21 protein-coding genes and 1 pseudogene are annotated in these 25561 nt (G+C 45.8%); 17 read left to right on the forward strand and 5 right to left on the reverse strand.

Annotated elements, in window-relative coordinates; genetic code table 11:
• Nucleotides 1-7: 7 nt before the first annotated feature.
• The 5 genes from MRK00_00405 to rlmD are packed head-to-tail and all read left to right on the forward strand — an operon-like array spanning nt 8 to nt 4620.
• Nucleotides 8-946 carry a phosphoglycerate dehydrogenase gene (locus MRK00_00405; protein ID MDR4515855.1) on the forward strand — a complete coding sequence of 313 codons (939 nt, stop codon included), beginning with the start codon at nt 8-10 and terminating at the stop codon, nt 944-946.
• Nucleotides 936-1898, forward strand: a complete 963-nt coding sequence (locus MRK00_00410; GenBank protein ID MDR4515856.1) for an NAD(P)-dependent oxidoreductase — start codon at nt 936-938, stop codon at nt 1896-1898. Before MRK00_00405 ends, MRK00_00410 begins: the two co-directional genes overlap by 11 nt.
• A gap of 5 nt (nt 1899-1903) precedes the next feature.
• Complete coding sequence (locus MRK00_00415) at nt 1904-2548, forward strand: HAD-IA family hydrolase (protein ID MDR4515857.1); 645 nt, start codon at nt 1904-1906, stop codon at nt 2546-2548.
• Nucleotides 2545-3258: a 6-phosphogluconolactonase gene (gene pgl / locus MRK00_00420; GenBank protein ID MDR4515858.1), complete on the forward strand. Its 714-nt coding sequence runs from the start codon at nt 2545-2547 to the stop codon at nt 3256-3258. The genes MRK00_00415 and pgl overlap by 4 nt, the downstream gene beginning before the upstream one ends.
• Nucleotides 3259-3270: 12 nt before the next feature.
• A complete protein-coding gene (gene rlmD / locus MRK00_00425) occupies nt 3271-4620 on the forward strand; it encodes a 23S rRNA (uracil(1939)-C(5))-methyltransferase RlmD (GenBank protein ID MDR4515859.1) in 1350 nt (449 codons plus the stop codon).
• Nucleotides 4621-4804: 184 nt separating this feature from the next.
• On the opposite strand, the gene MRK00_00430 is transcribed toward rlmD, so the two are convergent.
• Entirely contained in the window at nt 4805-5170 is a 366-nt protein-coding gene (locus MRK00_00430; GenBank protein ID MDR4515860.1) for a Rha family transcriptional regulator, read from the reverse strand.
• Nucleotides 5171-5483: 313 nt separating this feature from the next.
• Here MRK00_00430 and MRK00_00435 point away from each other — a divergent pair, with 313 nt between their 5' ends.
• Nucleotides 5484-6170, forward strand: a complete 687-nt coding sequence (locus MRK00_00435; GenBank protein MDR4515861.1) for an adenine nucleotide alpha hydrolase — start codon at nt 5484-5486, stop codon at nt 6168-6170.
• Between the two features lie 263 nt (nt 6171-6433).
• Nucleotides 6434-7300, forward strand: a complete 867-nt coding sequence (locus MRK00_00440) for a hypothetical protein (GenBank protein ID MDR4515862.1) — start codon at nt 6434-6436, stop codon at nt 7298-7300.
• 86 nt (nt 7301-7386) lie between these two features.
• Here MRK00_00440 and gatB read toward each other — a convergent pair whose 3' ends face one another.
• The 3 genes from gatB to gatC all read right to left on the reverse strand — a co-directional run bounded on the left by gatB (nt 7387) and on the right by gatC (nt 10797).
• Nucleotides 7387-8829, reverse strand: coding sequence for an Asp-tRNA(Asn)/Glu-tRNA(Gln) amidotransferase subunit GatB (gene gatB / locus MRK00_00445; GenBank protein ID MDR4515863.1), 1443 nt, complete (start codon nt 8827-8829; stop codon nt 7387-7389).
• A 50-nt stretch (nt 8830-8879) separates the two neighbouring features.
• A complete protein-coding gene (gene gatA / locus MRK00_00450; protein MDR4515864.1) occupies nt 8880-10331 on the reverse strand; it encodes an Asp-tRNA(Asn)/Glu-tRNA(Gln) amidotransferase subunit GatA in 1452 nt (483 codons plus the stop codon).
• A gap of 178 nt (nt 10332-10509) precedes the next feature.
• On the reverse strand, nt 10510-10797 hold the full coding sequence (gatC, locus tag MRK00_00455) for an Asp-tRNA(Asn)/Glu-tRNA(Gln) amidotransferase subunit GatC (protein ID MDR4515865.1): 288 nt from the start codon (nt 10795-10797) through the stop codon (nt 10510-10512).
• A 129-nt stretch (nt 10798-10926) separates the two neighbouring features.
• Here gatC and MRK00_00460 point away from each other — a divergent pair, with 129 nt between their 5' ends.
• The 10 genes and pseudogenes from MRK00_00460 to MRK00_00505 all read left to right on the forward strand — a co-directional run bounded on the left by MRK00_00460 (nt 10927) and on the right by MRK00_00505 (nt 23653).
• Nucleotides 10927-11985 carry a rod shape-determining protein gene (locus tag MRK00_00460; protein ID MDR4515866.1) on the forward strand — a complete coding sequence of 353 codons (1059 nt, stop codon included), beginning with the start codon at nt 10927-10929 and terminating at the stop codon, nt 11983-11985.
• A 225-nt stretch (nt 11986-12210) separates the two neighbouring features.
• Nucleotides 12211-13110, forward strand: coding sequence for a rod shape-determining protein MreC (gene mreC / locus MRK00_00465; GenBank protein ID MDR4515867.1), 900 nt, complete (start codon nt 12211-12213; stop codon nt 13108-13110).
• Entirely contained in the window at nt 13091-13642 is a 552-nt protein-coding gene (mreD, locus tag MRK00_00470; protein MDR4515868.1) for a rod shape-determining protein MreD, read from the forward strand. The genes mreC and mreD overlap by 20 nt, the downstream gene beginning before the upstream one ends.
• Nucleotides 13639-15546, forward strand: coding sequence for a penicillin-binding protein 2 (gene mrdA / locus MRK00_00475; GenBank protein MDR4515869.1), 1908 nt, complete (start codon nt 13639-13641; stop codon nt 15544-15546). Before mreD ends, mrdA begins: the two co-directional genes overlap by 4 nt.
• A gap of 44 nt (nt 15547-15590) precedes the next feature.
• The gene (gene rodA, locus MRK00_00480) at nt 15591-16691 is read left to right on the forward strand and encodes a rod shape-determining protein RodA (GenBank protein MDR4515870.1); all 1101 of its coding nucleotides are present in this window, start codon (nt 15591-15593) and stop codon (nt 16689-16691) included.
• 362 nt (nt 16692-17053) lie between these two features.
• A pseudogene (locus MRK00_00485) lies at nt 17054-17302 on the forward strand (septal ring lytic transglycosylase RlpA family protein).
• A 3-nt stretch (nt 17303-17305) separates the two neighbouring features.
• Nucleotides 17306-17629 (forward strand): SPOR domain-containing protein, encoded by a 324-nt coding sequence (locus tag MRK00_00490; GenBank protein ID MDR4515871.1) that lies wholly within the window; start codon nt 17306-17308, stop codon nt 17627-17629.
• Between the two features lie 510 nt (nt 17630-18139).
• Entirely contained in the window at nt 18140-19312 is a 1173-nt protein-coding gene (locus MRK00_00495; protein MDR4515872.1) for a TraB/GumN family protein, read from the forward strand.
• A 5-nt stretch (nt 19313-19317) separates the two neighbouring features.
• On the forward strand, nt 19318-21195 hold the full coding sequence (locus MRK00_00500; GenBank protein MDR4515873.1) for an ABC transporter ATP-binding protein/permease: 1878 nt from the start codon (nt 19318-19320) through the stop codon (nt 21193-21195).
• Nucleotides 21196-21238: 43 nt separating this feature from the next.
• Nucleotides 21239-23653 carry an AAA family ATPase gene (locus MRK00_00505; protein ID MDR4515874.1) on the forward strand — a complete coding sequence of 805 codons (2415 nt, stop codon included), beginning with the start codon at nt 21239-21241 and terminating at the stop codon, nt 23651-23653.
• A 13-nt stretch (nt 23654-23666) separates the two neighbouring features.
• Here MRK00_00505 and MRK00_00510 read toward each other — a convergent pair whose 3' ends face one another.
• Complete coding sequence (locus MRK00_00510; GenBank protein ID MDR4515875.1) at nt 23667-25223, reverse strand: HDOD domain-containing protein; 1557 nt, start codon at nt 25221-25223, stop codon at nt 23667-23669.
• Nucleotides 25224-25561 lie beyond the last annotated feature (338 nt).

The following is a 25561-nucleotide window of genomic DNA, read 5'->3' on the forward strand; positions in this document are numbered from 1 at the left end:
AAATTTTATGTACAAATTTGTCATTTCCACCTCGTCATTCGACACCGACAATAACCCGGCAATCCAGCGGCTCATTCAGGCAGGCCTGCAACCGGTTACCAATCCATTTGGCCGGCGATTGACCGAGGATGAAGCCGGATCTTTGCTGGAAGACGGTGTTGTCGGCATGATTGCAGGTATTGAACCGCTCACGGCCCGTGTGATTCAATCCGCAAAAAACCTGAAAGTCATTTCACGTTGCGGTACCGGCATGGACAGTGTGGATCAAACCGCCGCGAAAAATCATGGCGTCACAGTACTCAATACCCCTGAAGCGCCTGCGCAGGCCGTCGCCGAACTCACGATGGGACTCATGCTGGCCGGTTTGCGTCAAATACCCCAAACGGATCAGTTAATTCGCAACGGCGAATGGCCACGCACACAGGGCGGCCTGCTGGCCGCACAAACCGTCGGTATCATTGGCCTGGGCCACATCGGCAAACGTGTGGCCAGATTGTGTCAGGCTTTTGAAGCCCGTGTAATCGCCTGCGATCCGCTAGTCAAACAGGTGCCAGAGAACATCACACTCATGCCGCTGGATCAACTTCTTGAGACAGCCGACATCATCAGCCTACATACATTTTACAGCCCCGAATTGCATCATCTGATCGATACACAGGCACTCGTGCGCATAAAACCCAGTGCGCTGCTGATTAATGCCGCGCGCGGCGGATTGATTGATGAGCAAGCACTCAAAGATGCGCTGGATTGCGGCAAATTGGGTGCGGCAGCGCTAGATACGTTCGAGCAGGAACCTTATCAAGGGCCGCTGCTCGAATGTAAAAATCTGATCTTATCCTCACACGTCGGTTCTCTGGCCAGAGAGGCACGTCAGCGCATGGAACTGGAAGCCGCAGACAATTTACTCAAGGGACTCATCGAAGCAGGCGTAATTAATGACACATAGCAACACTTCAATAGATTCATCACTTTCAAATCACACTGTTATCGTTTTCGGCGCTAGCGGCTTCCTGGGCAGCCATGTTGCCGATGCGCTTTCCAACGCCGGCTACAAAGTGCGTTTATTTGACCGCAGCCCTTCCCCGCATCTTAGAAAAGATCAAGAAATGATCGTCGGCGACATCATGGACTTGCAACAAGTCGTCGACGCAGTTAAAGGCGCGGACATCGTCTATAACTTCGCCGCCATCGCCGACATCGACGAAGCACACAACAAGCCGATCGAGACCGTCACCATCAATGTGCTCGGCAATACACATGTGCTTGAAGCTGCGCGTCTCGCCAACGTACGCCGTTTTGTTTTTGCCAGCAGCGTGTATGTCTATTCGGAATCCGGTTCGTTTTACCGCGCCAGCAAACAAGCTTCAGAGCGCTTTACCGAAACCTACCATGACCGTTACGGACTCGAATACAACATTTTGCGTTACGGTTCACTGTACGGGCGTCGAAGCGACCAGCGCAACGGCATCTACCGCATGCTGCACGAAGCCATTACGCACCGCTCAATCACCTACAAAGGCAGTGGAAACGCCATGCGTGAATATATTCATGTGGAAGACGCCGCACGTCTCAGTGTACAAGTACTCGCACCGGAGTATGCCAACCGGCACCTCATTCTGACCGGGCAGGAGAAAATGCGCATCCACGATGTCATGACCATGATTTCCGAAATCATGCCGTGGCCGATAACGCTTAATTTCGATAACGCAAATGTCGTGCATCATTACGAAATCACACCCTATGCGTTTCAACCGCGCATCGGCCGCAAACTGGTGATTAACGAGCATGTCGACCTTGGGCAAGGTCTGCTCGACTGCATCCGGGAAATTCATCAATACCTGGAACATGAGGATGAAAATGATAACGCATCGCCCTCGTCATCCGACAACCGGGCCTAATGTTCATGCCTGATTTAGCATTTTTCCAGGCGATTATTTTCGATTTTGACGGCGTCGTAGCAGAATCCGGAGAAATCAAGACACAGGCTTTTGCAGAATTGTACCGCGCCTATGGCGATGCCGTGGTTACCGAAGTTGTTCAATATCATACCCAAAACGGCGGCCTGTCGCGTTACAACAAATTCCGCTACTATCAGCAGCATTTACTAAGCAAACCGCCATTAACACCAGAAGAAGAAAAAGAACTGGACCGGCGATTTTCAGAACTTGTCGTCGAGGCCGTGATTGCCGCCGACGCCGTTGCCGGTGCAACTGAACTTATCCGTCAACAGGCCGAAAGAATCCCGCTCTTCGTTGCGTCCGGCACACCGGAAATCGAACTCAAGGTTATCGTCGAGCGGCGCGGTTTATCGCCTTATTTCAAACAGGTGCGCGGTGCACCCAAGCCAAAAAAAACACTGATTGCGGAAATCCTAGCCGAACATAACCTCAAACCTGAATCGGTATTGATGATCGGTGACGCCATGGCTGATTATGAAGGCGCACAGGCAAACGGCACCGCATTCCTTGGCCGCGTGAAACCCGGTGACGAAAATCCGTTCCCACCCGGAACGCATGTCGTCCCTGATTTAAGCACACTGGTAACATGACCGGTAATATGCACAGTCGGATTAAAAGAAACGTTTTTTCGAATATCGATACTCTCGCGCATGGATTTGCAGATTATGCCGCAGAAATATTATCCTTAGCGCTCGAAAAACAACAATCCGCCAGCCTTGTCGTTCCCGGCGGCAATACACCACGCTCCTATCTGCCTGCGCTTGCCGCAAAACCGTTACCCTGGAACCGCGTTACCATAACATTGAGTGATGAGCGCTGGGTCGATATCGAATCGGAAGACTCGAACGAATATCTTGTGAAAAAATTCATGCTGAATCAGTTACCGCAAAAAGCGCATTTCGTCGGCCTCAAAACATGGCATGACACACCTGATGAAGCCATCCCTGAAATCGACCAGCGTCTCGGAAAAATCACGCTGCCGTTTACTCTCACTGTACTTGGCCTGGGCGAAGACGGCCATATCGCATCATTGTTTCTTGGTTTGCAACTTCACGAACCACAACAAAACGCGATGCCATCTCATTGTCTGGCAATTTATCCCCCCATATCACCCACGCCGCGGATAAGTCTGTCGCTTGATGTACTTGCCCGTAGCGAGAAGATTGCTTTGGTTGTCACCGGACACAGCAAACGGAAATTGCTGGATCAACTCTCAGATAACCCCGATCCACGAGTTCCTTTGGTCTGGTTGCTGCAATGGAGTCAGTCGACCATTACCGTTTTTGAAACTGACCGATAATATCCCGGACTTATGACTGAATATCATGATGTCAACATCAAGTCGCTAAAACTTGACGGAAAAGGTATCGCATACCATGACGGCAAGACAGTACAAATCAATGGTGTATTACCCGGTGAGCGGGTACGCTACAAACCTGTAAAATCGAGAAAACACCAACAAAGCGGCCAGGCTGTAGCTTTGCTGCGCCTCAGCGCCGACCGGGTAATACCGCGCTGTACGCACTTTGGTTATTTTCAGGGTGCTTGCAGCGGGTGCGCCTTGCAACATCTGAACATATCAACGCAAATTGCTGTCAAGCAGCAAACACTTGAAAATGCCCTGTGGCAGGCGGCAAACGTGCGTCCGCAAAATCTGTTATCACCCATTGAAGGTCCCATTTGGGGTTATCGCCACCGTGCACGATTGTCGGTACGTTACGTCAAGCGCAGAGGCGCCATTCTGGTTGGATTTCATGAACGTACCCGGAGTTTTGTGGCTGATATGCAATCTTGCGCGATATTACCAGAAAAGGTTTCCGCTTTACTGATGCCGTTACGCGAGTTGATCCAGGAGTTATCGATACGCGAACGGTTACCACAGATTGAAGTGGCGGTTGGCGCTCATGTTACAGTTCTGGTTTTGCGCGTACTCGACGCACCCAGTTCGGACGATCGCGAAAAGCTGCAACTTTTTGGCCGCACGCATGATGTTTCGATATGGCTGCAATCCCGTGGTCCCGAAACAGCCGCGCCACTTGACAGCAATTCAAATGGATTGTCACTGGCATTACCGGAATTTGGCATCGACATCCCTTTTTCACCCACCGATTTTACTCAGGTTAATCATCAGCTCAATACGCTGCTGGTGAAACGCACCATTGAACTGCTGGCGCCGGAACCCGAAGATATCGTCGTTGATTTTTTCTGCGGGCTCGGTAACTTCACGCTCCCGCTGGCAACCCGTGCACAGCGGGTGATCGGACTCGAAGGATCATCCACGTTGGTAGAACGCGCCGAACAGGCCGCACAGTACAATGACTTAGCGCAAAAAACAGTATTTGCCGCACGAAATTTATTTGAGTGGGATGCGCAAGACTGGGACACCTTAGTAAATACCTATGGCGGGATAACCCGTCGTATCGACCGGGTACTGATCGATCCGCCGCGCGCAGGCGCACTCGCCGTATCCAAGGTACTTGCGACAACCAAAACACCGCCCAAGCGCATGGTTTATGTCTCGTGCAATCCAGAAACACTGGCGCGGGATACCGCTTTGCTTGTGAACGAAGGCGGCTGGCAACTGCGTGCAGCAGGTGTGGTCAACATGTTTCCGCATACAGCGCATGTGGAATCGATTGCGGTATTTGATCCACCAGCATGATGATTTTTGGTCAAACAACTGATCTTACTGCGTTACAGTTGAAAAGATTTTATTTGCAGAATCCGTCAAAATAAAAATAACATATTGTATTAAAAAGTGAAGATAGTATTTTTTGATGTGCTTTGATATCGATTTAGGCACATATTCACATAAAATACTCTCAGTACCGGTAACTAAGAACAACTTATCCCGCCAGTGCAGATGGGTATTTTTCCAGGCTGGAGACAGGAAAATACTCGTTTCTAATTAACATATTGGTGTTCATTTCTCTTTGCGCTTTATTAAACGCGTCGATAAATGTAATCTTGATGCGTGCATTGCGCGCACCCAGAAACAACCCTGACAAAACCATAAATCCGGCGCTTGTTACCCAGTACGAATTATTTTGTTCCTGTGTGAAAAAGTTTTCTTCGCTAAATGCGGCACCACAATCACTCATCAAATAACGTAATGCATGCACAATCTCGTTGTGGTTACGGCCAAAATGTTTTGCGATAATTCGTGTGCTAGTTACCACTTTATTATTTGCAGCACTCACAATTTTTTCCATAATAATCTCCATTGATCCGATTTTAAACAATACTCAAAATTCATGAAATTTCATCTTGTTGATTTCAATTTCTCGTGTTTAATGAACTTTATTTCAAATTCATTAGTAAAAAAATTACCCTTTGGTCATAGTTTTCAAAAATTAAACTGTAAATGGCATCCATCGTTTTTCTATCAGCACGGTAAACAGGAAAAAAGCAGGCCCCAGGATTCATGCTCTCGGCTTGTCAGAAATCAGCGCCACTCATGACAGATTCTTAAACAAGACACTGTATATATTGTGGTGCTCTTAAGTTATATGTGAGTACAAAATAATGACAAAAAAGAAAACACTGATGTCCTGGAGTAGCGGCAAAGACAGTGCATGGGCGTTTTACAAATTGTTACAAAATCCGGAAATAGAAGTCGTTGGCTTGTTTTGCACGGTCAATCGCGAATTTAAGCGCGTAGCTATGCACGGGGTCAGCGTCGAGTTATTACTGCAGCAGGCAAAGCGTATCGGTCTTCCTATTGAATTGATCGAGATACCCTACCCTTGCAACAATGAAGAATACGAAAAAATTATGGAACAATTTGTAAAAAAAGTGAAAAATAATCATATTGAACATTTTGCATTTGGCGATTTGTTCCTCGAGGACATTCGCAGTTATCGAGAGCAAAAACTCAACAACTGCGGCATAAAACCAATTTTTCCAATCTGGGGATCACAGACAGATACGCTTGCTAAGGAAATGATAAATAACGGGTTAAAAACCATAATCACATGTATAGACCCAAAGCAAATTCCACAGGAATTTATTGGCCAGGAATTCAATGAAAAATTTCTGGAATCTCTACCAGAATCCGCAGATCCATGTGGAGAAAATGGAGAGTTTCACAGCTTTGTATACGATGGCCCGATGTTCAGCAAGCCAATTCAGGTTTCAGTCGGTGAAATCATACATCGAGATAATTTCATATTTGCAGACCTGTTACCGGTCACGACAAATCAGACCGATTGAGTATACCGGCGGCGATTCAGCACAAAACAATCCTCGATCAAAACTTTGAAGTATTCCGGCGAAGTGGCATTAGCGTTTTTTCTAATACAAATTCTGGACTTAATAGGCACTGACCAGTTTTATTGCCTTAAATCGGATAACCGGGCAGAATACCATACGAAAGAGAACGATTATTTCACATTTACTTGAATATCTGAAGATATCAGTCACTCCATTATAATGCCGGAGATCGGTTTAATTAACTAGGATAAAGGGAGTTTATTATGGCAAGCTCGAATAATGCACTCTGGATTGGCGCAATTGTTATCGTGGCTGCTTTAACAGCGGTCGAATTAATGTCAACCAAAGAAGAAAGTGCCAGCAAGTCAATTGACAATGATACAGTTGCCGGTTCCACATCACCCGTTTCACCACAATTTGACGCTGGCCAGATTGCTACCGGCAGTGCAGAGGCGCCCGGCAATGAAACTGCACTTGCGGAATCCGTTGAGCCTGGCTTTCAATTTGAAACGGAATCCGAATTTGCATCGGATTTGATTGTTAATCTGGACAATCCACAGGCAAATGTCGCCGCGATAGCAGAAAGCCAGCAAAGCGAGCCGACAATAGATGCAGCGGACAACGCCGAAGAAATGCTGACTACCAGTTTGCCAATCGACAACACCCAAGCGGCAAAAGCTGAGAGCGTTGCTGCAGCACCGACAGAAACCGCGGTGCAGTCGATAGAGAAAACAATTGCAGAAAAATCCGCCCCGATAGAAGTGACTGTTGATACATCGCTGGCGCGTGCGGTTGAGCATGCAGAAGCCGAAGAAACGCCGGTTCATGCCGCTACTTCATCGAAAATTTCACAACATCTGGCCGCTGCTGAAAAAGCCATCAAAGCATTGCGCATGACTACACCCGCAGGCGATAATGCCTATGAACATTACCAGTCGGTTCTGGCGATCGACCCCAATAACGCCGAAGCCCGTGCCGGCATAGAAAAAATGGTCGATATGTATGTTCATTTTTCCGAAAAAGCAATTACTGACAACCAGTTAAACACTGCCAGGGTTTATCTGCGACGTGCAGAAAATCTTCTGCCTGGATCACCCAAATTGAACAACCTGCGCGCCAAACTCAATTGATTGATTGTTTGTTTGAGCAGGTTAGGGGCGACAAATACGCAGTCGATCGATACAGGTTGTTAAATTTGGCATGAACAATGCGGGAGTTAACGACCTGTCAATTTTTTCATCAGTATGGCATTAACTTGTGCCGGATTGGCTTTGCCTTTAGTGGCTTTCATAACTTGGCCAACCAGCGAATTGAATGCCTTTTCCTTGCCATTGCGATAGTCGGCAACCTGCTGCGCATTCGCCGCCAGCACTTCACCCACCAGTTGCTCAATCGCACAGTCATCCGAAATCTGCTTCAGGCCTTTGGCCTCGATAATGGCATCGACATTCTGATCCATTTCCCCTTGCCACATACTTTCAAAAACCGTTTTTGCAGCTTTTCCGGAAATAGTGCCGTCCTGAATACGCGCTAATAATGCAACCAGTTTTTCCGGTGTTACCGGACAAGCGGTGATTTCAATATCGGCCTTATTCAAGCGTGCACTGATCTCACCCATAATCCAGTTGGCGCAGAGTTTGGCTTGTGCTGGCAGCTGCTTAACCGCAGCTTCAAAATAATCCGCCATTTCACGTGAACTCGTCAGCACAGCCGCATCGTAGGCCGACAAGCCAAAATCAGACCTATAGCGTTGATGCCTTGCTTGCGGCAATTCGGGCAATGCCGCCTTTAACTGCACAATCAGGTCTGGCTCAATTTCTACCGGCAACAAATCCGGATCAGGAAAATAACGATAGTCATTGGCGTCTTCCTTGCTGCGCATGGTGCGTGTTTCACCTTTGTTGGCATCAAACAACCGCGTTTCCTGCCGGATTGTACCGCCCTCTTCCAGGATATCAATTTGCCGCTCAACTTCAAATTCAATCGCTTTTTCCAGAAAACGGAACGAATTCAGATTCTTAATCTCACACCGTGTTCCAAATTTTTCACTGCCAAGAGGACGCACGGAAACATTTGCATCGCAGCGAAAAGAACCCTCTTGCATATTGCCGTCGCATATGCCAACCCAACGCACCAGTGCGTGCAATGTTTTCGCGTAAGCTACCGCTTCCGCGCTGCTGCGCAGATCGGGTTCGGAAACGATCTCCAGCAGCGGAGTACCGGCCCGATTGAGATCAATACCGCTCATGCCGTGAAAATCTTCATGCAATGATTTACCGGCATCTTCTTCCAAATGCGCACGTGTCAGACGAATCGTTTTTTCCGATTCGCCCACCTGAATACGAATAGTGCCACCTTCCACAATTGGCAGTTCATACTGACTGATTTGATAGCCTTTAGGCAAATCGGGATAAAAATAATTTTTACGTGCAAAAATCGAAGGCGAATTAATTTTTGCATCGACTGCAAGACCGAATTTAATGGCACGTTCAACTGCGCCACGGTTTAAAACCGGCAAAACTCCCGGCAGCGCCAGATCAACAATACAGGCCTGCGTATTCGGCATCGCACCATATGCTATCGATGCCCCTGAAAAAATCTTGGATTGCGTTGACAGTTGAGCATGTACTTCAAGCCCAATAACAATTTCCCACTGCATGTTTGATTTTCCAACTCGATGAAATTGATTAGGAGAATAGGATTTCGCACTTAAATATTCGGCATTTTCCAGTGCCAGTCGGTAACCTGTTGATATTGATGCGCAACATTGAGCATACACGCTTCGGCAAAATAATTACCGATAACATGCAAACCCACAGGTCTTTCTTTTTCGCCAAATCCAATCGGGATCGACATTCCAGGAAGACCCGCCAAACTGGCCGCACTGGTATAAATATCGGACAAATACATTTGTACCGGATCACTGCTTTTTTCACCAATATCAAATGCAACTGTCGGCGCCGTCGGGCCCATAATTAAATCACATTGCTTAAATGCGTCTTTGAAGTCCTGCGCAATCAAACGGCGCGCTTTCTGTGCCTTGATGTAATAGGCATCATAATAACCATGCGATAACACATAGGTACCGATGAGGATACGGCGTTTGACTTCGGCGCCAAATCCCTCGGCACGGCTTTTACGGTACATATCCGCCAGGTCCTGATAGGACTTGGCACGATAGCCATATCGAACACCATCAAAACGCGACAGATTGCTGGATGCTTCGGCAGGCGCCAGGACATAGTAAACAGGAATGGACAACGGTGAATTTGGCAGCGATACTTCGATCGTTTTTGCGCCGAGCTGGCGATATTCATCCAGTGCCTGCATGACTGCTTTTTCAACATCGCTGCTCATACCCTTGGCAAAATACTCTTTGGGCAAGCCGATACGCAGACCCGATAACGGTTTTTCCAGATCACGCGAATAATCTTCGGTTTCACGTTGCAAACTGGTTGAATCACGCGCATCGAAGCCGGTCATCACATTGAGCATGACTGCCAGATCCTCGGCAGACTTCGCCATTGGGCCGCCTTGGTCAAGGCTGGATGCAAAAGCGATCATGCCATAACGTGATACTGTGCCATACGTGGGTTTAATACCCGATATGCCGCATAATGCAGCAGGTTGCCGGATAGAACCGCCGGTATCGGTGCCCGTCGCCACAGGCGCCATGCGCGCGGCAACAGCACAGGCTGACCCCCCCGAACTGCCTCCCGGGACAGCTGCAACATCCCAAGGATTTTTGACCGGTCCATAAAATGACGTTTCATTACTCGAACCCATGGCGAATTCATCCATATTGGTTTTGCCGATATTGACAGCGCCAGCCGCATTAAAGCGCTCAATCACACCGGCATCATAGGGTGAAACAAAATTTGACAACATCTTCGATCCACATGTCGTCAGCCATCCCTTGGCGCAAAAAATATCTTTCTGTGCGACCGGTATACCCGTTAACGGTCCAGCTTCACCTGCAGCGATGTCTTTGTCCGCATTTCGGGCCTGCGCCAGTGCTTTTTCCTCATCAACGGAAATAAAAGCATTATATTGCGGGTTTAGCTGTTTGATGCGTTGAAGAAATTCAGTTGTCAGCTCGACACTCGAGATCTCTCTAGTCGCTAGACGTTTGGATAGCTGTTTAAGACTGTCATTAAACATGGTACTAACTAATTGGGATGTATAATGTTGTGGGTTTCGTGATTGTTGTTATAATTCTACTATGGGCTGAAAGTTTTTATTACCTAAACGAAGCGTTATGGCAGGCGCTTGTGATTAAGTAGCATTTCTAACCGGATTGTCCGGGCAAGATAATACTATTCAAGGCATCTTCAGCAAATTACTCAATTACTTTTGGTACAAGATAAAGACCTTCTTCAACTTGCGGCGCGATCGATTGGCACAGTTCACGCTGATCCGATTCGGTCACTTGATCATCTCGCAGCCGCTGCATCAGGTCTTGAGCATGAGACATTGGCTCAACCTTGGATGTATCGGTCGCTTGCATGGTTTCAATCAATTTAAAAATGTCGGATAACTGGGTCAATGTTGATTTAACCTCATCATCACTGACCTCGATATAGGCAAGTTCAGCAATTTGTTTTACATCATGAATGGATAAAGTCATATGAAGCGAGAATCTTATATTAAAAGTAGTTATAGGGTATCATGACGCCGTTTATTTAGCGTACCAATTTTTTAAACATTTTTTAGTATTATACGTCCATCATCACTCTTAATAACGGATATTGCCACCATGTTTAATTTTCTGAGCAACAATTTTCTGGGTAGCTATTTTTCAACGGACATGGCTATCGATCTAGGTACAGCTAATACACTGATTTACGTACGCGGTCAGGGTGTTGTACTTGATGAGCCGTCTGTAGTGGCCATTCGTGAAGAAAGTGGTGCCAGCGGAAAAAAAATGATTCAGCAAGTGGGTCTGGCAGCAAAACAAATGCTGGGCCGGACTCCCGGAAACATCACCGCCATTCGCCCGATGAAAGATGGGGTTATCGCCGATTTTACAGTTACCGAGCAAATGCTCAAAATGTTCATCCGTAAAGTCAACCCGCCACGGTTGTTCTCCGCCAACCCACGCATCGTCATTTGCGTTCCTTACGGTTCTACCCAGGTTGAACGCCGTGCCATACGTGAAGCGGCATACGGGGCAGGCGCACGCAAAGTGGAATTAATAGAAGAGCCTATGGCAGCGGCTCTCGGCGCCGATCTGCCAGTGGAGTCTCCAACAGGCTCTATGGTTGTCGACATTGGCGGTGGCACTACAGAAGTCGGCATTATTTCCCTGGGCGGTATTGTTTACTCAAACTCGGTACGTGTTGGTGGCGACAAATTTGACGAATCCATTATCAACTACATCCGCCGTAACTATGGCATGCTGATAGGCGAAGTGACTGCAGAATTCATAAAAAAAGAAATCGGCTCAGCGTTTCCCGGCTCCGAAGTACGCGAAATAGAAGTCAAGGGACGTAATCTGGCTGAAGGAATTCCCCGCAGCTTCACCATCTCGAGTAACGAAATCCTGGAAGCTCTAAACGAACCGCTTAACAGTATAGCCAGCGCCGTCAAAACAGCGCTCGAGCACACCCCACCTGAACTCGGCGCGGATATTGCTGAAAAAGGTATGGTCATGACCGGGGGCGGTGCTTTGCTGCGAGATATTGATCGCTTGCTGATGGAAGAAACCGGCCTGTCAGTCATTGTTGCGGACGATCCTCTGTCGTGCGTAGCCCGAGGAGCTGGAATCGCACTTGAAAACATGGATCAATCTATTGGTATTTTTGCCAACGACTAATGCTCATCATCGACTCAACAGCAGGAGGTTTTTTGCATTAGTGTATTGATCCGGCCACAAGAAGTTTGAGGATAACACAATATTTATAATGTTAGCGCATTGATCTATTGCCTTTAATCTATACTGTTGTTAATACTTTAATTGGCCGAATCAAGAGGACACACGTAACGATGCTATCTTCATTCACAAAACTTCCTGAAACGCATTTTTGCATCACTGAATGAAATGGACTCAACGCCCCAGTTTTTCAGACATGGACCCGGCCCGTTAGCGCGGCTTGTTCTTTTTATGCTGTTGTCTTGCCTGCTCATGGCGGAAGACCTACGCTTCAAATTATTGCCCGAACTGCGTCAGACCATTGCCATGATTATTTATCCATTTCAAAAAGCAGCGCTTCTGCCTGCCGCAACAAGTGATGTGATCAAGGAACTGATCAGCAACCTGCACATTATTGAAGAAAATACCTATCTTAGGGAACGTTATCTTCGCAACAGTGAAAAACTATTGCGCTTAAATGCGCTGGAAGCAGAAAACGCACACTTACGAAAACTCCTGGGCGCAGTTAACACAATTGAGTCCAAAACAACAGCCAAAGCAGTCATGGCTGAAATTCTTTATACACCGCGCGATCCGTTCAGTCATAAAATCACTCTGAACAAAGGTAGCCTGCATCACATTCAAGCCGGTCAAATCGTTATTGATAACAAGGGAATTATTGGGCAAATTACGCAGGTCTATCCGTTGGTGTCCGAAGTTACCCTGATTACTGACAAGGATCATTCTGTTCCAATACAGATTGTGCGCAACAATATCCGTACGGTAATCTCAGGAACCGGAAAAAACAATGAAATCGAATTACGTTACTTATCCGTAAATACGGATATCAGGGAAGGTGACTTGCTGGCTACTTCAGGTATAGGCGGCGTGTATCCGCGCGGACTTCCTGCAGCAATTGTGACAGAAATCAAACGCCACCCGGCAGATCATTTTGCACAGATAACTGGCACCCCGGTTGCCGGTGTTGATCGCAATCGGCAAGTGTTAATACTGTCACTCTCTCCGACATTGCCCGACACACCAGAAAATATTGCCAAGGAACCAAACGGTGAGTCTAAAAATAATTGATGAATCCAGAATAGACGCCAGCAAGTATATTAGTAAAGATATGCTCGCACCTGCAAAATTATGGTATGTACTGTTTAGTCTCGCTGTGGCCCTATGTCTGAATTTTATCCCACTCCAGTCAATTGCATTGACAATTCGCCCTGACTTTGTGGCGCTGACCATACTTTTCTGGACCATCAATCAACCGCAGCGCATGGGAATGAGTCTTGCCTTTTGTATCGGCCTGATGATGGATGTTCATAATGCCGGAATTTTGGGTCATCATGCATTGGCTTATTGTGTCATTGTTTATTTTGCATCAATTTTTCGCCGCCGACTAAAAATCTTCAGTTTGATGCAGCAAATACCCCAAATCGGTTTTGTACTATTAGTGATGCAGGGAATTCTCGTTTTAGTCGCACTAATCAGCGGATCGGTCTTGCCAGAGTGGCAATATTTCCTGGCTTCGTTAACTGGTACAATATTCTGGCCAATAATATCTTACTTTTTGAGTTTTCCATTAAGACACAAAGCCGATTCAGATGACCTATGAAACCGTTTGTAGAATTAAGAAATCATCCGCTCGAACTGTTTAAATTTCATAGACGGCTAGCATTCAGTGCTGGTTTTGTGTTGCTTTTGTTTCTAACCCTCTTTGCACGTTTTTTTTATTTGCAGGTTACACAAGGCGAACATTACCATACACTGGCTGAAGCAAATCGTATTTCGATTGCACCACTGGTGCCAAATCGTGGTTTGATTCTTGATCGAAACGGAAAAATACTCGCACAAAATTATTCCACGTATACACTGGAAATCACCCCGAATAAAATTTCCGATCTTGAGACCGCGTTGGAAGAACTTGCAACCATTATTGAAATCACGCCCAACGACCTTGAGCAATTCAGAAAATTACTGCGTGAAAACAGGCGCTTCAAGAGCCTTCCAATTCGAAACCGGTTAACCGACGAGGAAGTGGCCCGTTTTGCAGCCAATCGATATCGATTCCCTGGCATCGAAATCCAGGCTAGAATTTTGCGCTATTATCCGTATGGCGAGTTGGCCGCCCATGTTGTCGGCTATATTAGTCGAATCAGCGACAAGGACCTTGAACAACTGGAAGAGTCAGGCAATCTTGATAATTACCGGGGTTCTCATTTTATTGGCCGTATCGGAATCGAACAGAGCTATGAAAACGAGCTCCATGGCATTACAGGCTTTGATGAGGTGGAAACCGATGCCGCCGGTCGCTCAATCCAGGTTTTGTCACGCACACCGCCAGTATCCGGCAATAATCTGGTACTCTCACTCGACATTGATTTGCAGCGCGTTGCCGACGAGGCTTTTGGCGACCGCCGCGGTGCATTGGTTGCAATTGACCCCAATAATGGCGAGATACTTGCATTCGTCAGTAAACCCGGTTTTGATGCAAACCTGTTTGTCGGGGGAATCGATCATAAGAACTGGAACTTATTGAACAATTCAATAGACAGACCACTGAACAACCGTGCGCTGCGCGGTGTTTACCCGCCTGGCTCCACATTCAAGCCATTTATGGCACTTGCCGCGCTTGAATTAGGACTCCGTTCACCCGGATACGCTATCAGCGATATCGGTTACTTCAGCCTACCTGGTTCGGATCGTCGCTATCGTGACTGGAAAGTAGGCGGACACGGTCGTGTCGATTTACATAAATCACTGGTTGTTTCCTGCGATACATACTATTACGGCCTTGCCCATGATATGGGCATCGATCGCATACATAGCTATATTAAACAGTTTGGATTGGGCGACAAAACCGGGATTGATATTTTTGGCGAAGTGGAAGGCCTTCTGCCTTCACAGGATTGGAAAATGCGCAGACATAACCAAAGATGGTACGCCGGCGACACAATCTCTGTGGGTATTGGTCAGGGTTATGTACTGACAACACCGCTGCAACTGGCATTTGCAACCGGGATTATTGCCAACCATGGCACAGCCTATCGGCCGCATTTCGTCAAACAGGTCACAAACAGCCAGACGGGCGCTACACGCGAACTTCCCAAACATGAGTTATACACAATCAATCATCAACCTCAGAATATGGCGCTCGTACGAAAGGCCATGGTAGATGTCACACGGCCAGGCGGCACCGCTGCCAATGCCGCAGCCGGTGCAAAATATTCGTTTGCAGGCAAAACCGGCACATCACAGGTAATCGGCATCAAACAGAATGAGCGTTATAGAGAAGAACTTGTTGCTGAACGTCACCGCGATCATGCCATGTTTGTCGCCTACGCACCCGCTGAAAACCCGACCATAACTCTGGCTATTTTAGTAGAAAATGGCGGTAGTGGCGGCGCAACTGCGGCGCCGATTGCTCGTCAGGTTCTGGATTATTTCCTGCTTGACGAACTGCCGGCATCAAAAGAAGCAGAAATCGTAGCAGTCTCTGAACATATACATGATCATTAGTTATCAACATGTCGCATTTAACCCGTACAAAATTGAAAATGCCAATGATTGAATTCAGAACACTTTGGTACTTTCTTACACGCTATATCGACAGTTTTCTTTTGACAAGCATTCTGATTCTAATGATTATTGGTTTGTTCACGCTTTATAGCGCCACGGGTGGCGATATCGACAAAGTCGGCAAACAAGCAATCCATATGGTCATCGCGTTGTCTGTAATGTGGCTGGTCGCCAATGTTCCCTTACAACAAATCATGCGGCTTGCATTACCCTTGTATCTGATTGGATTTGCGTTATTAATCGGTGTTGCGCTTTTTGGTGAAATTAACAATGGCGCGCGCCGCTGGCTTAATTTAGGGGTAACCCGTATACAACCTTCTGAAATCATGAAAATAGCGGTGCCGTTGATGATGGCCTGGTATTTTGATAAATATGAGATCACCTTGCGCCTCAGAGACTATCTGGGCGCCACGATCATCCTGTTACTTCCTGTCTTGTTAATATTACGCCAGCCCGATCTGGGCACAGCACTATTGATCGCGGCAAGCGGTTTTTATGTGCTGTTTCTAGCTGGCTTGTCATGGCGCATTATAGGTGGACTGATTATTGCCATCATTGGCAGTATTCCAGTACTCTGGTCACTCATGCATGACTATCAGCGTCAACGTGTTTTAACACTGATGGATCCATCACAAGACGCACTCGGTTCAGGTTATCATACGATTCAATCATCAATTGCCATCGGGTCAGGCGGCCTCATAGGCAAGGGCTGGCAAAACGGTACACAAACCCAACTGGACTTTTTACCGGAACAAAGCACTGATTTTATTTTTGCAGTTTTTTCAGAAGAATTTGGCTTAATCGGCAATTCTCTATTATTATTACTCTATTTAATAATCATTGGTCGCTGCATGGTTATCACCGCAAATGCATCAACGCAATTTACACGGCTGATAGCAGGTTCAATTACACTGACATTTTGCACGTACATATTTGTAAATATGGGCATGGTAAGCGGAATTTTACCGGTTGTCGGTGTCCCATTGCCACTCATCAGTTACGGCGGCACAGCTTTGGTAACCATGTTACTCGGCTTCGGTATTTTAATGAGTATACAAACTCACCCCAAACTCGTAAAAACATGACAAACACTCAATTAATTTTTAAGAACATTTGTAGAAATTTTCCTTCAACATCAACATTGGCCATCAAAATTCTTGTACTGATAGTCTTGTTGTCCATATCAGGCTGCGCCAGTACCTCACAATACAATTCACTGGATGAAGTGAGTCAGTCAAATACAGCACAAACAAATATCTCTTTACAGAAAGGTGGCGGCTATTATCTGGACGACGGGCCAGGCGATAATCCGCCACATGATATTCATCTCATTCCGGATGCTGTTCCCAAACTGGAAACGCTTCGTGAAGTAAATATGCGCCCCTATGAAGCCTTAGGACAGTTGTACGAACCCATGACAGCGCTCGAGCCATACAAGAAACGTGGCATGGCTTCATGGTATGGGCGACGGTATCATGGCAATGACACCGCATCGGGCGAAGTGTATGACATGTATGCAATGACTGCGGCGCATCCGACATTACCACTACCCAGCTATGCGCGTGTTACCAGTGTCAGTAACGGCAAATCGGTGATTGTTCGTATTAATGATCGCGGTCCGTTTCTTTCTGACCGTCTGATTGATCTTTCGTATACAGCTGCCTATAAACTGGACATTATTGAAGCCGGCAGCGGTGAAGTGATTGTTGAGTCTATTTTACCCGATGAAATCTATCAGCTCGCTTCAGCGAACAAACAAGCACCATCAGCTATTGACAGTCAAATAAATGGCCCCGTTGCTTATCTACAGCTCGGCGCATTCGGCACCTCAAACAATGCACATGATTATCTCTCCCATATCCAGGAAGCACTCCCCTGGCTAAGCAGAGCTGTTGGCATCACAGAACACAATGGCCTGTTCAAAGTACATGCCGGTCCTTATGCCAATCAAATGATCGCCCAACGTGCTGCAAATACAATTACGCAAAGGCTATCCATCAGACCTTTGATCGTCACAGACTAAAGTCAAATCAGTCGAAACGACAGTAATTACAGTTGTAAATCACAAAAAAAATCCCTACAAATGTAGGGATTAAAGGGCCTCGTCATAAAACCATTAACCACAAATCAAATAAATTAAACGTCTTCAGTAGTAATATTGCAACAACTATACATCGTTTGATTCTCGATTCGAAGTGATTGTCATCACTCGGGTTAAACTATAATACGTATAAAACAAGTCCAAAGGAAAAAGTAAGCACATAAACTACCACTATTTCTTTTTTTTAATTGTGTTTTTAATCACATCGCACCCAAAAAATACCAGAATTCAATAATTTAATTTTAATTTGCTGTCATTTGAATCAATACAAGCCTATTGATATATTTTGTCAAATACAGACAAAAACACGATCATGATTAACTGTTTTATTAACGTACAGCATAACCTGGAATCTATTTATCCATGACCAACAAAGATTCATGCGGTCCAGTAATTTCTAACAATGATAGCTTAGCTACTGAACCGATCAAAATGCTTCAAATAGACAACCGAAATATTACAATGCTGGGTACTGCACATGTATCAAAAGCCAGTGCGGACAAAGTCCAGGAACTCATTGCCACGGGAAAATATGATGCGGTAGCCATCGAATTATGTCCGAGCCGACACCGTGCCATAGTTAACCCGGACGCAATGGCCAAAATGGATTTGTTTCAGGTCATCAAAAGCGGTCAGGCCAGCATGGTAGCAGCCAGTCTTGCATTGGGTGCATTTCAACAACGCATGGCAGAGCAATTTGGCATAGAACCCGGGGCAGAAATGCGCGTGGCTATCAAAGATGCCCAGGCAGCCGGATTGCCCGTTATATTGATCGATCGTGAAATCGGAACCACACTCAAGCGCATATACCATAATGTCCCCTGGTGGAAACGAATCGGCCTATTCGCGGGTTTGATCAGCAGTGTGGTCAGCAAGGAAGAAGTCAGCGCCGCTGAAATTGAAAAACTGAAGGAAGGTGATGTTCTGGAAAGTACTTTCTCACAGTTTGCAGAAGATGAAAAAGATTTGTTCAAGCCGCTGATCAGCGAACGTGATGAGTATATGTCCGCCCGCCTGATTAAAGAAAGTCAAGAAAATAATTATCAGCATATTCTTGCCGTTGTCGGCGCCGGTCATATGAATGGAATGCAACACCAGATCGAAAACAAATGTATTACACAACCCGATGAAACCATCGCCAGACTGGATACCCAACCCACCTCATCAAACTGGTTTAAATATTTACCGTGGGCAATCGTTTTACTGATTCTGACCGGTTTTATTATTGGATTTATACGTAGTCCGGAGATCGGCACAGCCATGATTCTTGACTGGGTGCTCATCAATGGCGGACTTTCTGCTTTAGGCGCCGCGATTGCTTTCGCACATCCGCTAACAATCATGACTGCCTTTTTCGCCGCGCCGTTGACTTCGCTCAATCCGACTATCGGTGCAGGTATGGTTGTTGCCGCCGCCGAGACATATTTACGCAAACCCAAAGTGGGCGACTTTAATCGCCTGCGCAGCGATGCAACCAGCCTGAAAGGCTGGTGGAACAATCAGGTCACGCGTATTTTATTAATCTTTATCTTATCCACAATGGGTTCAGCAATTGGCACTTATGTCGCAGGTTTTCGTATTCTTGAGCGATTAAGCAGCGGCTAAGCGTCATGAAAACCTTATTTGGTTTTTTTGAACGGCTGGTCAACCCTTTCCCACCCGAGCATCCAGCCGAACCGCCCAAAGGGATTTATCAATTCTGCCGTCACTACATCCGCGGAATCGAGCCCTATCTATTCTTAATGGCTTTTCTAACCACCTGCCTGGCAATCAGCGAAGCCATGTTGTATGGCATTCTAGGGCAAATGGTTGATTGGCTCTCAGAAAAAAACTCACAACAGTTTCTTGATTCCGAATGGCCGCTTTTGCTGGCAATGTCAGTCTTTATACTGGTATTTATACCCATTATTGTTTTATTGCATTCTCTGGTTATTCATCAGGCACTGATGGGAAATTTCCCGATGCGGGTCCGCTGGCTGGCGCATCGCTACCTGTTAAACCAGAGCTACGCTTTTTTTCAGCATGAATTCAGTGGACGCATCGCAACCAAAGTCATGCAGACAGCGCTTGCGGTTCGCGAGACTGTCATGAAACTGCTTGATGTTATTCTTTTTGTAACGGTTTACCTGATCACGACACTGTTACTGGTTGCAGATGCCGATCCACGTTTATGTATACCGCTGCTGATTTGGCTTATTGCCTATATCGGCACTCTGTCTTATTTTGTGCCGAAACTGAAGCGTATCTCAACCTTGCAAGCGGACGCACGTTCGCTGATGACCGGCCGTATTGTCGACAGCTACACCAATATTATTACGCTGAAACTGTTCTCCCATAGTGAACGTGAATCAGCCTATGCAAAAACCGGCATGCAGGAATTCATGGCAACCGTGCACCCGCAAATGCGCCTGGCAACATGGCTGAATATTTGTGTCTGGTCGATCAATATGTTGCTTGTCTTCTCTACTTGCACATTGGGCATCTATCTTTGGCAGGGTTCAGCACTCGGGCCGGGAGCCATCGCAATTGTTCTGAGCCTGGCAATTCGCCTGACAGGCATGTCTCACTGGGTGATGTGGGAAGTCAATCATTTATTTGAGAATATCGGTACGGTACAGGATGGAATCAACACATTGTCAAACCCGCAAAGCGTAAAAGATGAGTCAGATACAAACACACTCCTCGTATCACAGGGTACGATACAGTTTGATCATGTCTGCTTTTCATATCATTCCACAGCAGATAAATTAAGCATGGCACCAAATAACCCGGCTTCATACTGGATTTTTCATAATCTAAGCCTAAGAATAGAACGCAACGAGAAAGTAGGTATTGTCGGTCGCTCCGGAGCAGGCAAGTCTACATTTGTTAGCCTGCTATTACGCTTTTACGATATTCAACAAGGCTCAATCACCATTGATGGGCAGGATATCAGAAACATCAGTCAGGATAGTCTACGCAGCAATATTGCCATGGTCACACAGGATATCTCGCTTTTACACCGTTCGGTCCGTGACAACATTTTGTTTGGAAAGCCACACGCAACAGAAGCGCAAATGATTGCCGCAGCCAAAAAGGCGCGAGCACATGAATTTATCATGACATTAAAAGATGTCAAAGGCCGTACCGGCTATGATGCACATGTGGGTGAACGTGGCGTAACATTATCCGGTGGTCAGCGTCAACGTATTGCCATTGCCCGCGTTCTGCTCAAAGATGCGCCCATCCTTGTGCTGGACGAAGCGACTTCCGCACTGGATTCAGAAGTCGAAGCCAGTATCCAGCTAAGCCTTTATCAGCTGATGCGGGATAAAACAGTAATTGCCATTGCGCATCGGTTATCCACGATTGCCGCCATGGACAGGTTGATTGTTTTGGATAAAGGCCGTATCGTTGAACAAGGCAGCCATGCCATGCTGATTGCCAACAATCAGCTTTACGCACAGCTCTGGAATCATCAGTCTGGCGGTTTTTTGGGGCTTGAATAATCTTTAACAACTGCTTTTCAGAACAACTATCTGGTTCACCAATATGTCTATAACACCGCTGAATCCTTCCGAACTACGAATTCAAATTGATCCTGACACACTTGAATTCACAGACACTTCGGAGCTCGTTCAATCCCCGCTTTCCTGGATCGGTCAAGAACGCGCTGAAATTGCAGCACGTTTTGGACTGGCTATGCAGCAACCTGATTATCATTTATTTGTATTAGGCGAAGTCGGTAGTGGCAGATCATCATTGTTGCATCAGGCAATGCTCGCCACCGCAGCAAAAAGTGCTGTGCCGCCAGATTTATGTTATATCCATAACTTCACTACGCCTGAAACACCTGTTGCTATTCACCTGCCCGCTGGACAGGGCCGCGCGTTACGCCAGGCATTAACGCATCTGACAAAATCACTCCCCGACGAGATAGCACAATGCCTGAATGGACAGGACTTTAAAATCAGGCAGGAGCAGCAACTCAAAACATTCAAGAAAACAGAAACCCGACTATATGCCGAACTTGATACATTTGCCGAAAAGCGTCATTTTTCGATCCGCCGCGAAACCGAACAAATCGTTTTCACATTACTCGATCAAAATGGAAAAGTCTTAACTGAAGACCACTTGTTTAAACTGCCCAAATCACGCAGAGCCGAAATCGATCAAGCTGAACAAGAATTACATGTGGCAATTATTCGATATTTTGAAGCGATTAAGCGTATCGAAATTGACAAAAACAAATCACTCGCCACTTTGCAGCAAAATACGATAAAACCCGTTCTGAATAACAGCTTTAAAGCCTTACGGAGCAAATTGCACCCGAAACTCAAACAAAACGCCAAACTGAATACATTCCTGGATCATATTGCCCAAAATATTCTGGACAACCTGTCCCTTTTTGAAACCGCAAGTCAAATTGCTGACGAAAAGCAGCGTGATGCTCTGGAGCAAGTATTGTCGCGCTACCAAATCAATCTGGTTGTGGATAATTACGAATTAAAAGGTGCACCGGTCATGATTGAAGACAATCCCCTCATTCATTCATTGTTCGGAAGCATTGATTATCAGTTAGAAGACGGCAGAATGAAAAGTGATTTCATGCGTATCCGCGCAGGTAGTCTGCATAAAGCGCATGGTGGGTTCATCATGTTGCATTTGAGTGATCTGCTGACGGACTTGATGGTGTGGACCAGGCTGCGGCGTCTATTACGCAGCAACCGACTTCAAATTGAAGAACCATTTTCCACATTTGCTGCAAATATACCCGCGATCATAGAACCGGAAGCTATAGATATCAATATTAAAATTGTTCTAATCGGTTCCCGTGAGGATTACTATATTTTACAGGAAGAAGACCCCGAATTTATTCGTCGCTTTCGTGTCAAGGTCGATTTTGCCAACAGTTTCAGATCCAGTCCGAAAACCTACCACGCCTCTTCCATTCTGGTCGCACATATCTGCAATGCAAAAAATCTTCCTCACTTTTCAGCTGCGGCAGTATCACGACTGCTCGAGGAATCGCACCGCGAAGTCGATGACCAGGCACGTCAAAGCGCTATTTTTGCACGTACGGAAGTACTTACTCTGGAGAGCGCCTCAATCTGTCGCGCTCGGAAAGGAAAGTTGGTTGAAACTGAAGACATAACCGCAGCACTGCAAGCACGTATATTGCGCCATAACTATCCGGATCAGCAGTTACAGGAATCAATTACGGATGGAGACATTTTGATTGCTTTACAAGAGAGAAAAACAGGTCAACTGAATGCGATTACCTTGATTGAAATGGGTGATCATAGTTTTGGCACGCCGGTACGTGTAACCGCACGCGTGTTTGCCGGGGAAAATGGTCTAATGAACATCGCGCATGAAGTTGATATGTCCGGCCCCATCCATGACAAAGGTGTATTGATTCTCCAAAACTATTTATCCGCTTTATTTGCCCATCTTGCGCCACTTGCAATGAATGCATCCATTGTTTTTGAACAGGAATATTCGGGCATTGAAGGCGATTCGGCATCCTGTGCGGAATTTTTTGCACTGCTCTCCGCTTTATCCAGAGTTCCCATCAAACAGAGTATCGCCATTACGGGTGCCATGAATCAATACGGAGAAGTCCTGCCAGTTGGCGGCATTAATGACAAAATTGAAGGATTCTTTAGTCTCTGCGAAAAAACTGGCCTAAACGGAGAACAGGGTGTTTTGATTCCACACCAGAACAAACCGCGTCTGATGCTCAACTACAACGTTATTGAGGCTGTACGAAAAGGACTATTTCATATATATACTATGAAGCATGTAACTGAAGGCATTGAATTATTGACAGACATTCCATCCGGGATGTCTGATAAGAGGAAAATCAAGAAATACCCTGCAAAAACAGTGCTTGGCCATGCAGAAAAAACGTTGATCGACTTCCGTTTCGCCTGTCAGGCATCGCATTCCAAATCGGATGCCTGACAAACAATTACCGTTACAAACTCATTGCCATCAGAATCTGTGCTTTAAGTGATTTAATCAGTTTCATTTCATTGGCGGTAATGCCTTCACTCGCGATTGCACTCCGGTCCGCATAAATCAATCCGATTGGCTTATCTTGTATCACCAATGGCAAGATCATGAAACTCAAGGTATCAGGTAATAATTGTTTATGCCAACATGGTAATGCGTTGCTTATTTTAGTATCGGTCGTATCCGATATTGCCAAATCCACATTCCGTTTTATTGCCATACTGAATATATCAGATGAAGCTGTATCCGCAAAAACAAAACTTTTCTGCAATCCGTTTCGGTTTTGGCCGACAAAATTTCTAGCCCTGAATTGATTCGTACGAACATCCTTCAAACAAACGGTCACGAATCGGAAACCCAAACTGCGATATAACGTTTCCAAAACAAGCACCAATAAAGAATTGATATCTGAACGACCGGAAGCAAGCATTTCAGAGACTTCCTGAATCCCTGTCAACAACCGGTCAGTCGAATTATACGGCTTGCCGCTGGCATAACAGTCTTCTGTCTGATCAAAACATGCATTCACATCGCTCAATTCATCAGTCAAACAGTCTACAAAATCGCCAGCAGTTTGATTCTGACCGGCTTGATTATTCTCGCTATCAGTTATTTTTTCAGCATATCGGCATATACTCTGAATTTGTTCGGAAGAATCCCTGATCAGCGCATTTAACTTTTGTTTGTCCAGATCCAATGCGTCACCAAAGCGATTCAACAAGTCATCAACTAATGGTATTTCGTTTCCTTCTCTCAATGTCATCAAAGCAGCATTATTACTGAACTCTGCAACCTGTTGCATCCATTCGCTACGATTCTTGGGGGATCGCAGAACTTTGCCAGGCATAATTTTCATTGCCAGTATAATCGATTCAGGAATATGCCATGCCTTCAAAGCAAACTCTGTCAACCAGTTAAAAGTGCAGCCAAGTTGCTCCAGAGACGCACGTCCTTCTGAATAACCTTTTTCCCTGGCAAGCGACATCGTTTCCCAATACAATTGATCATTATGAGCGGCAAGAATAAGCCTGCCCATATTTTTAAACAATGCCGCGATTGCAACTTCTTCGGCGTTAGGAAATGCACTGCGTTTTGCCAGATTGCGACCGATCAGACTTGCCGACAATGCGAGCATCAGTTCCGCACGTACTGCTCTGGCATTTTTGCCCGGCATACCGTCAACGAGTATCATCGCCAACGCGCATGTTTTAATGGTGTCCAATCCCAACAACTGGACCGCTTTGGAAATACTGGTCACCATTGGAGAAGTTGAACGGTAAGAAAGTGAATTGGACAAACGCAGAATTTTCAATGAAAGTGACGGATCCGACAAGATAAAATTGGTTAGTTGTTCCAGTGACTTATCCTCTGAAGACGTCAACTGGATCACCTTTGATATGGAACTGCCAAGCGCTGGGAAGTCTGGATTATTCTGTATCATGTCAATCAGCTTATCTTTAATTGACAGGGTTTCATTTTCATCGGGTGATTCCATCGTAGCGTTATTTATATTATTCATTGACATAGATTTAATTAAAAAAATGCAGTCTTCTTAAGAATATCCCTAGAAATTCAATTTTGTGAAAACACATAGTTACACACAAAAATCTTTCCTTACATATCAATCATATACTTCTTGTTCCCGCCTCACCTTGTTTAAGACGCTGAATTTTTGAAGATACACTTAATAACAGACCGCCACCGGACAAATTCTGAAGCCAGTATTAATTATTTACGGCTAAATAAGAAATAATTTAGTAAAACAAGCTATAAACAAAAATTTTCTCTCATATGTATTTGGGATATACGGTTAGGTCGCAAGAAAACAACATCAGAGCAACAACAAAATTAGCCTAT

It is taken from the genome of Nitrosomonas sp., from assembly GCA_031316255.1.
Classification (GTDB): domain Bacteria; phylum Pseudomonadota; class Gammaproteobacteria; order Burkholderiales; family Nitrosomonadaceae; genus Nitrosomonas.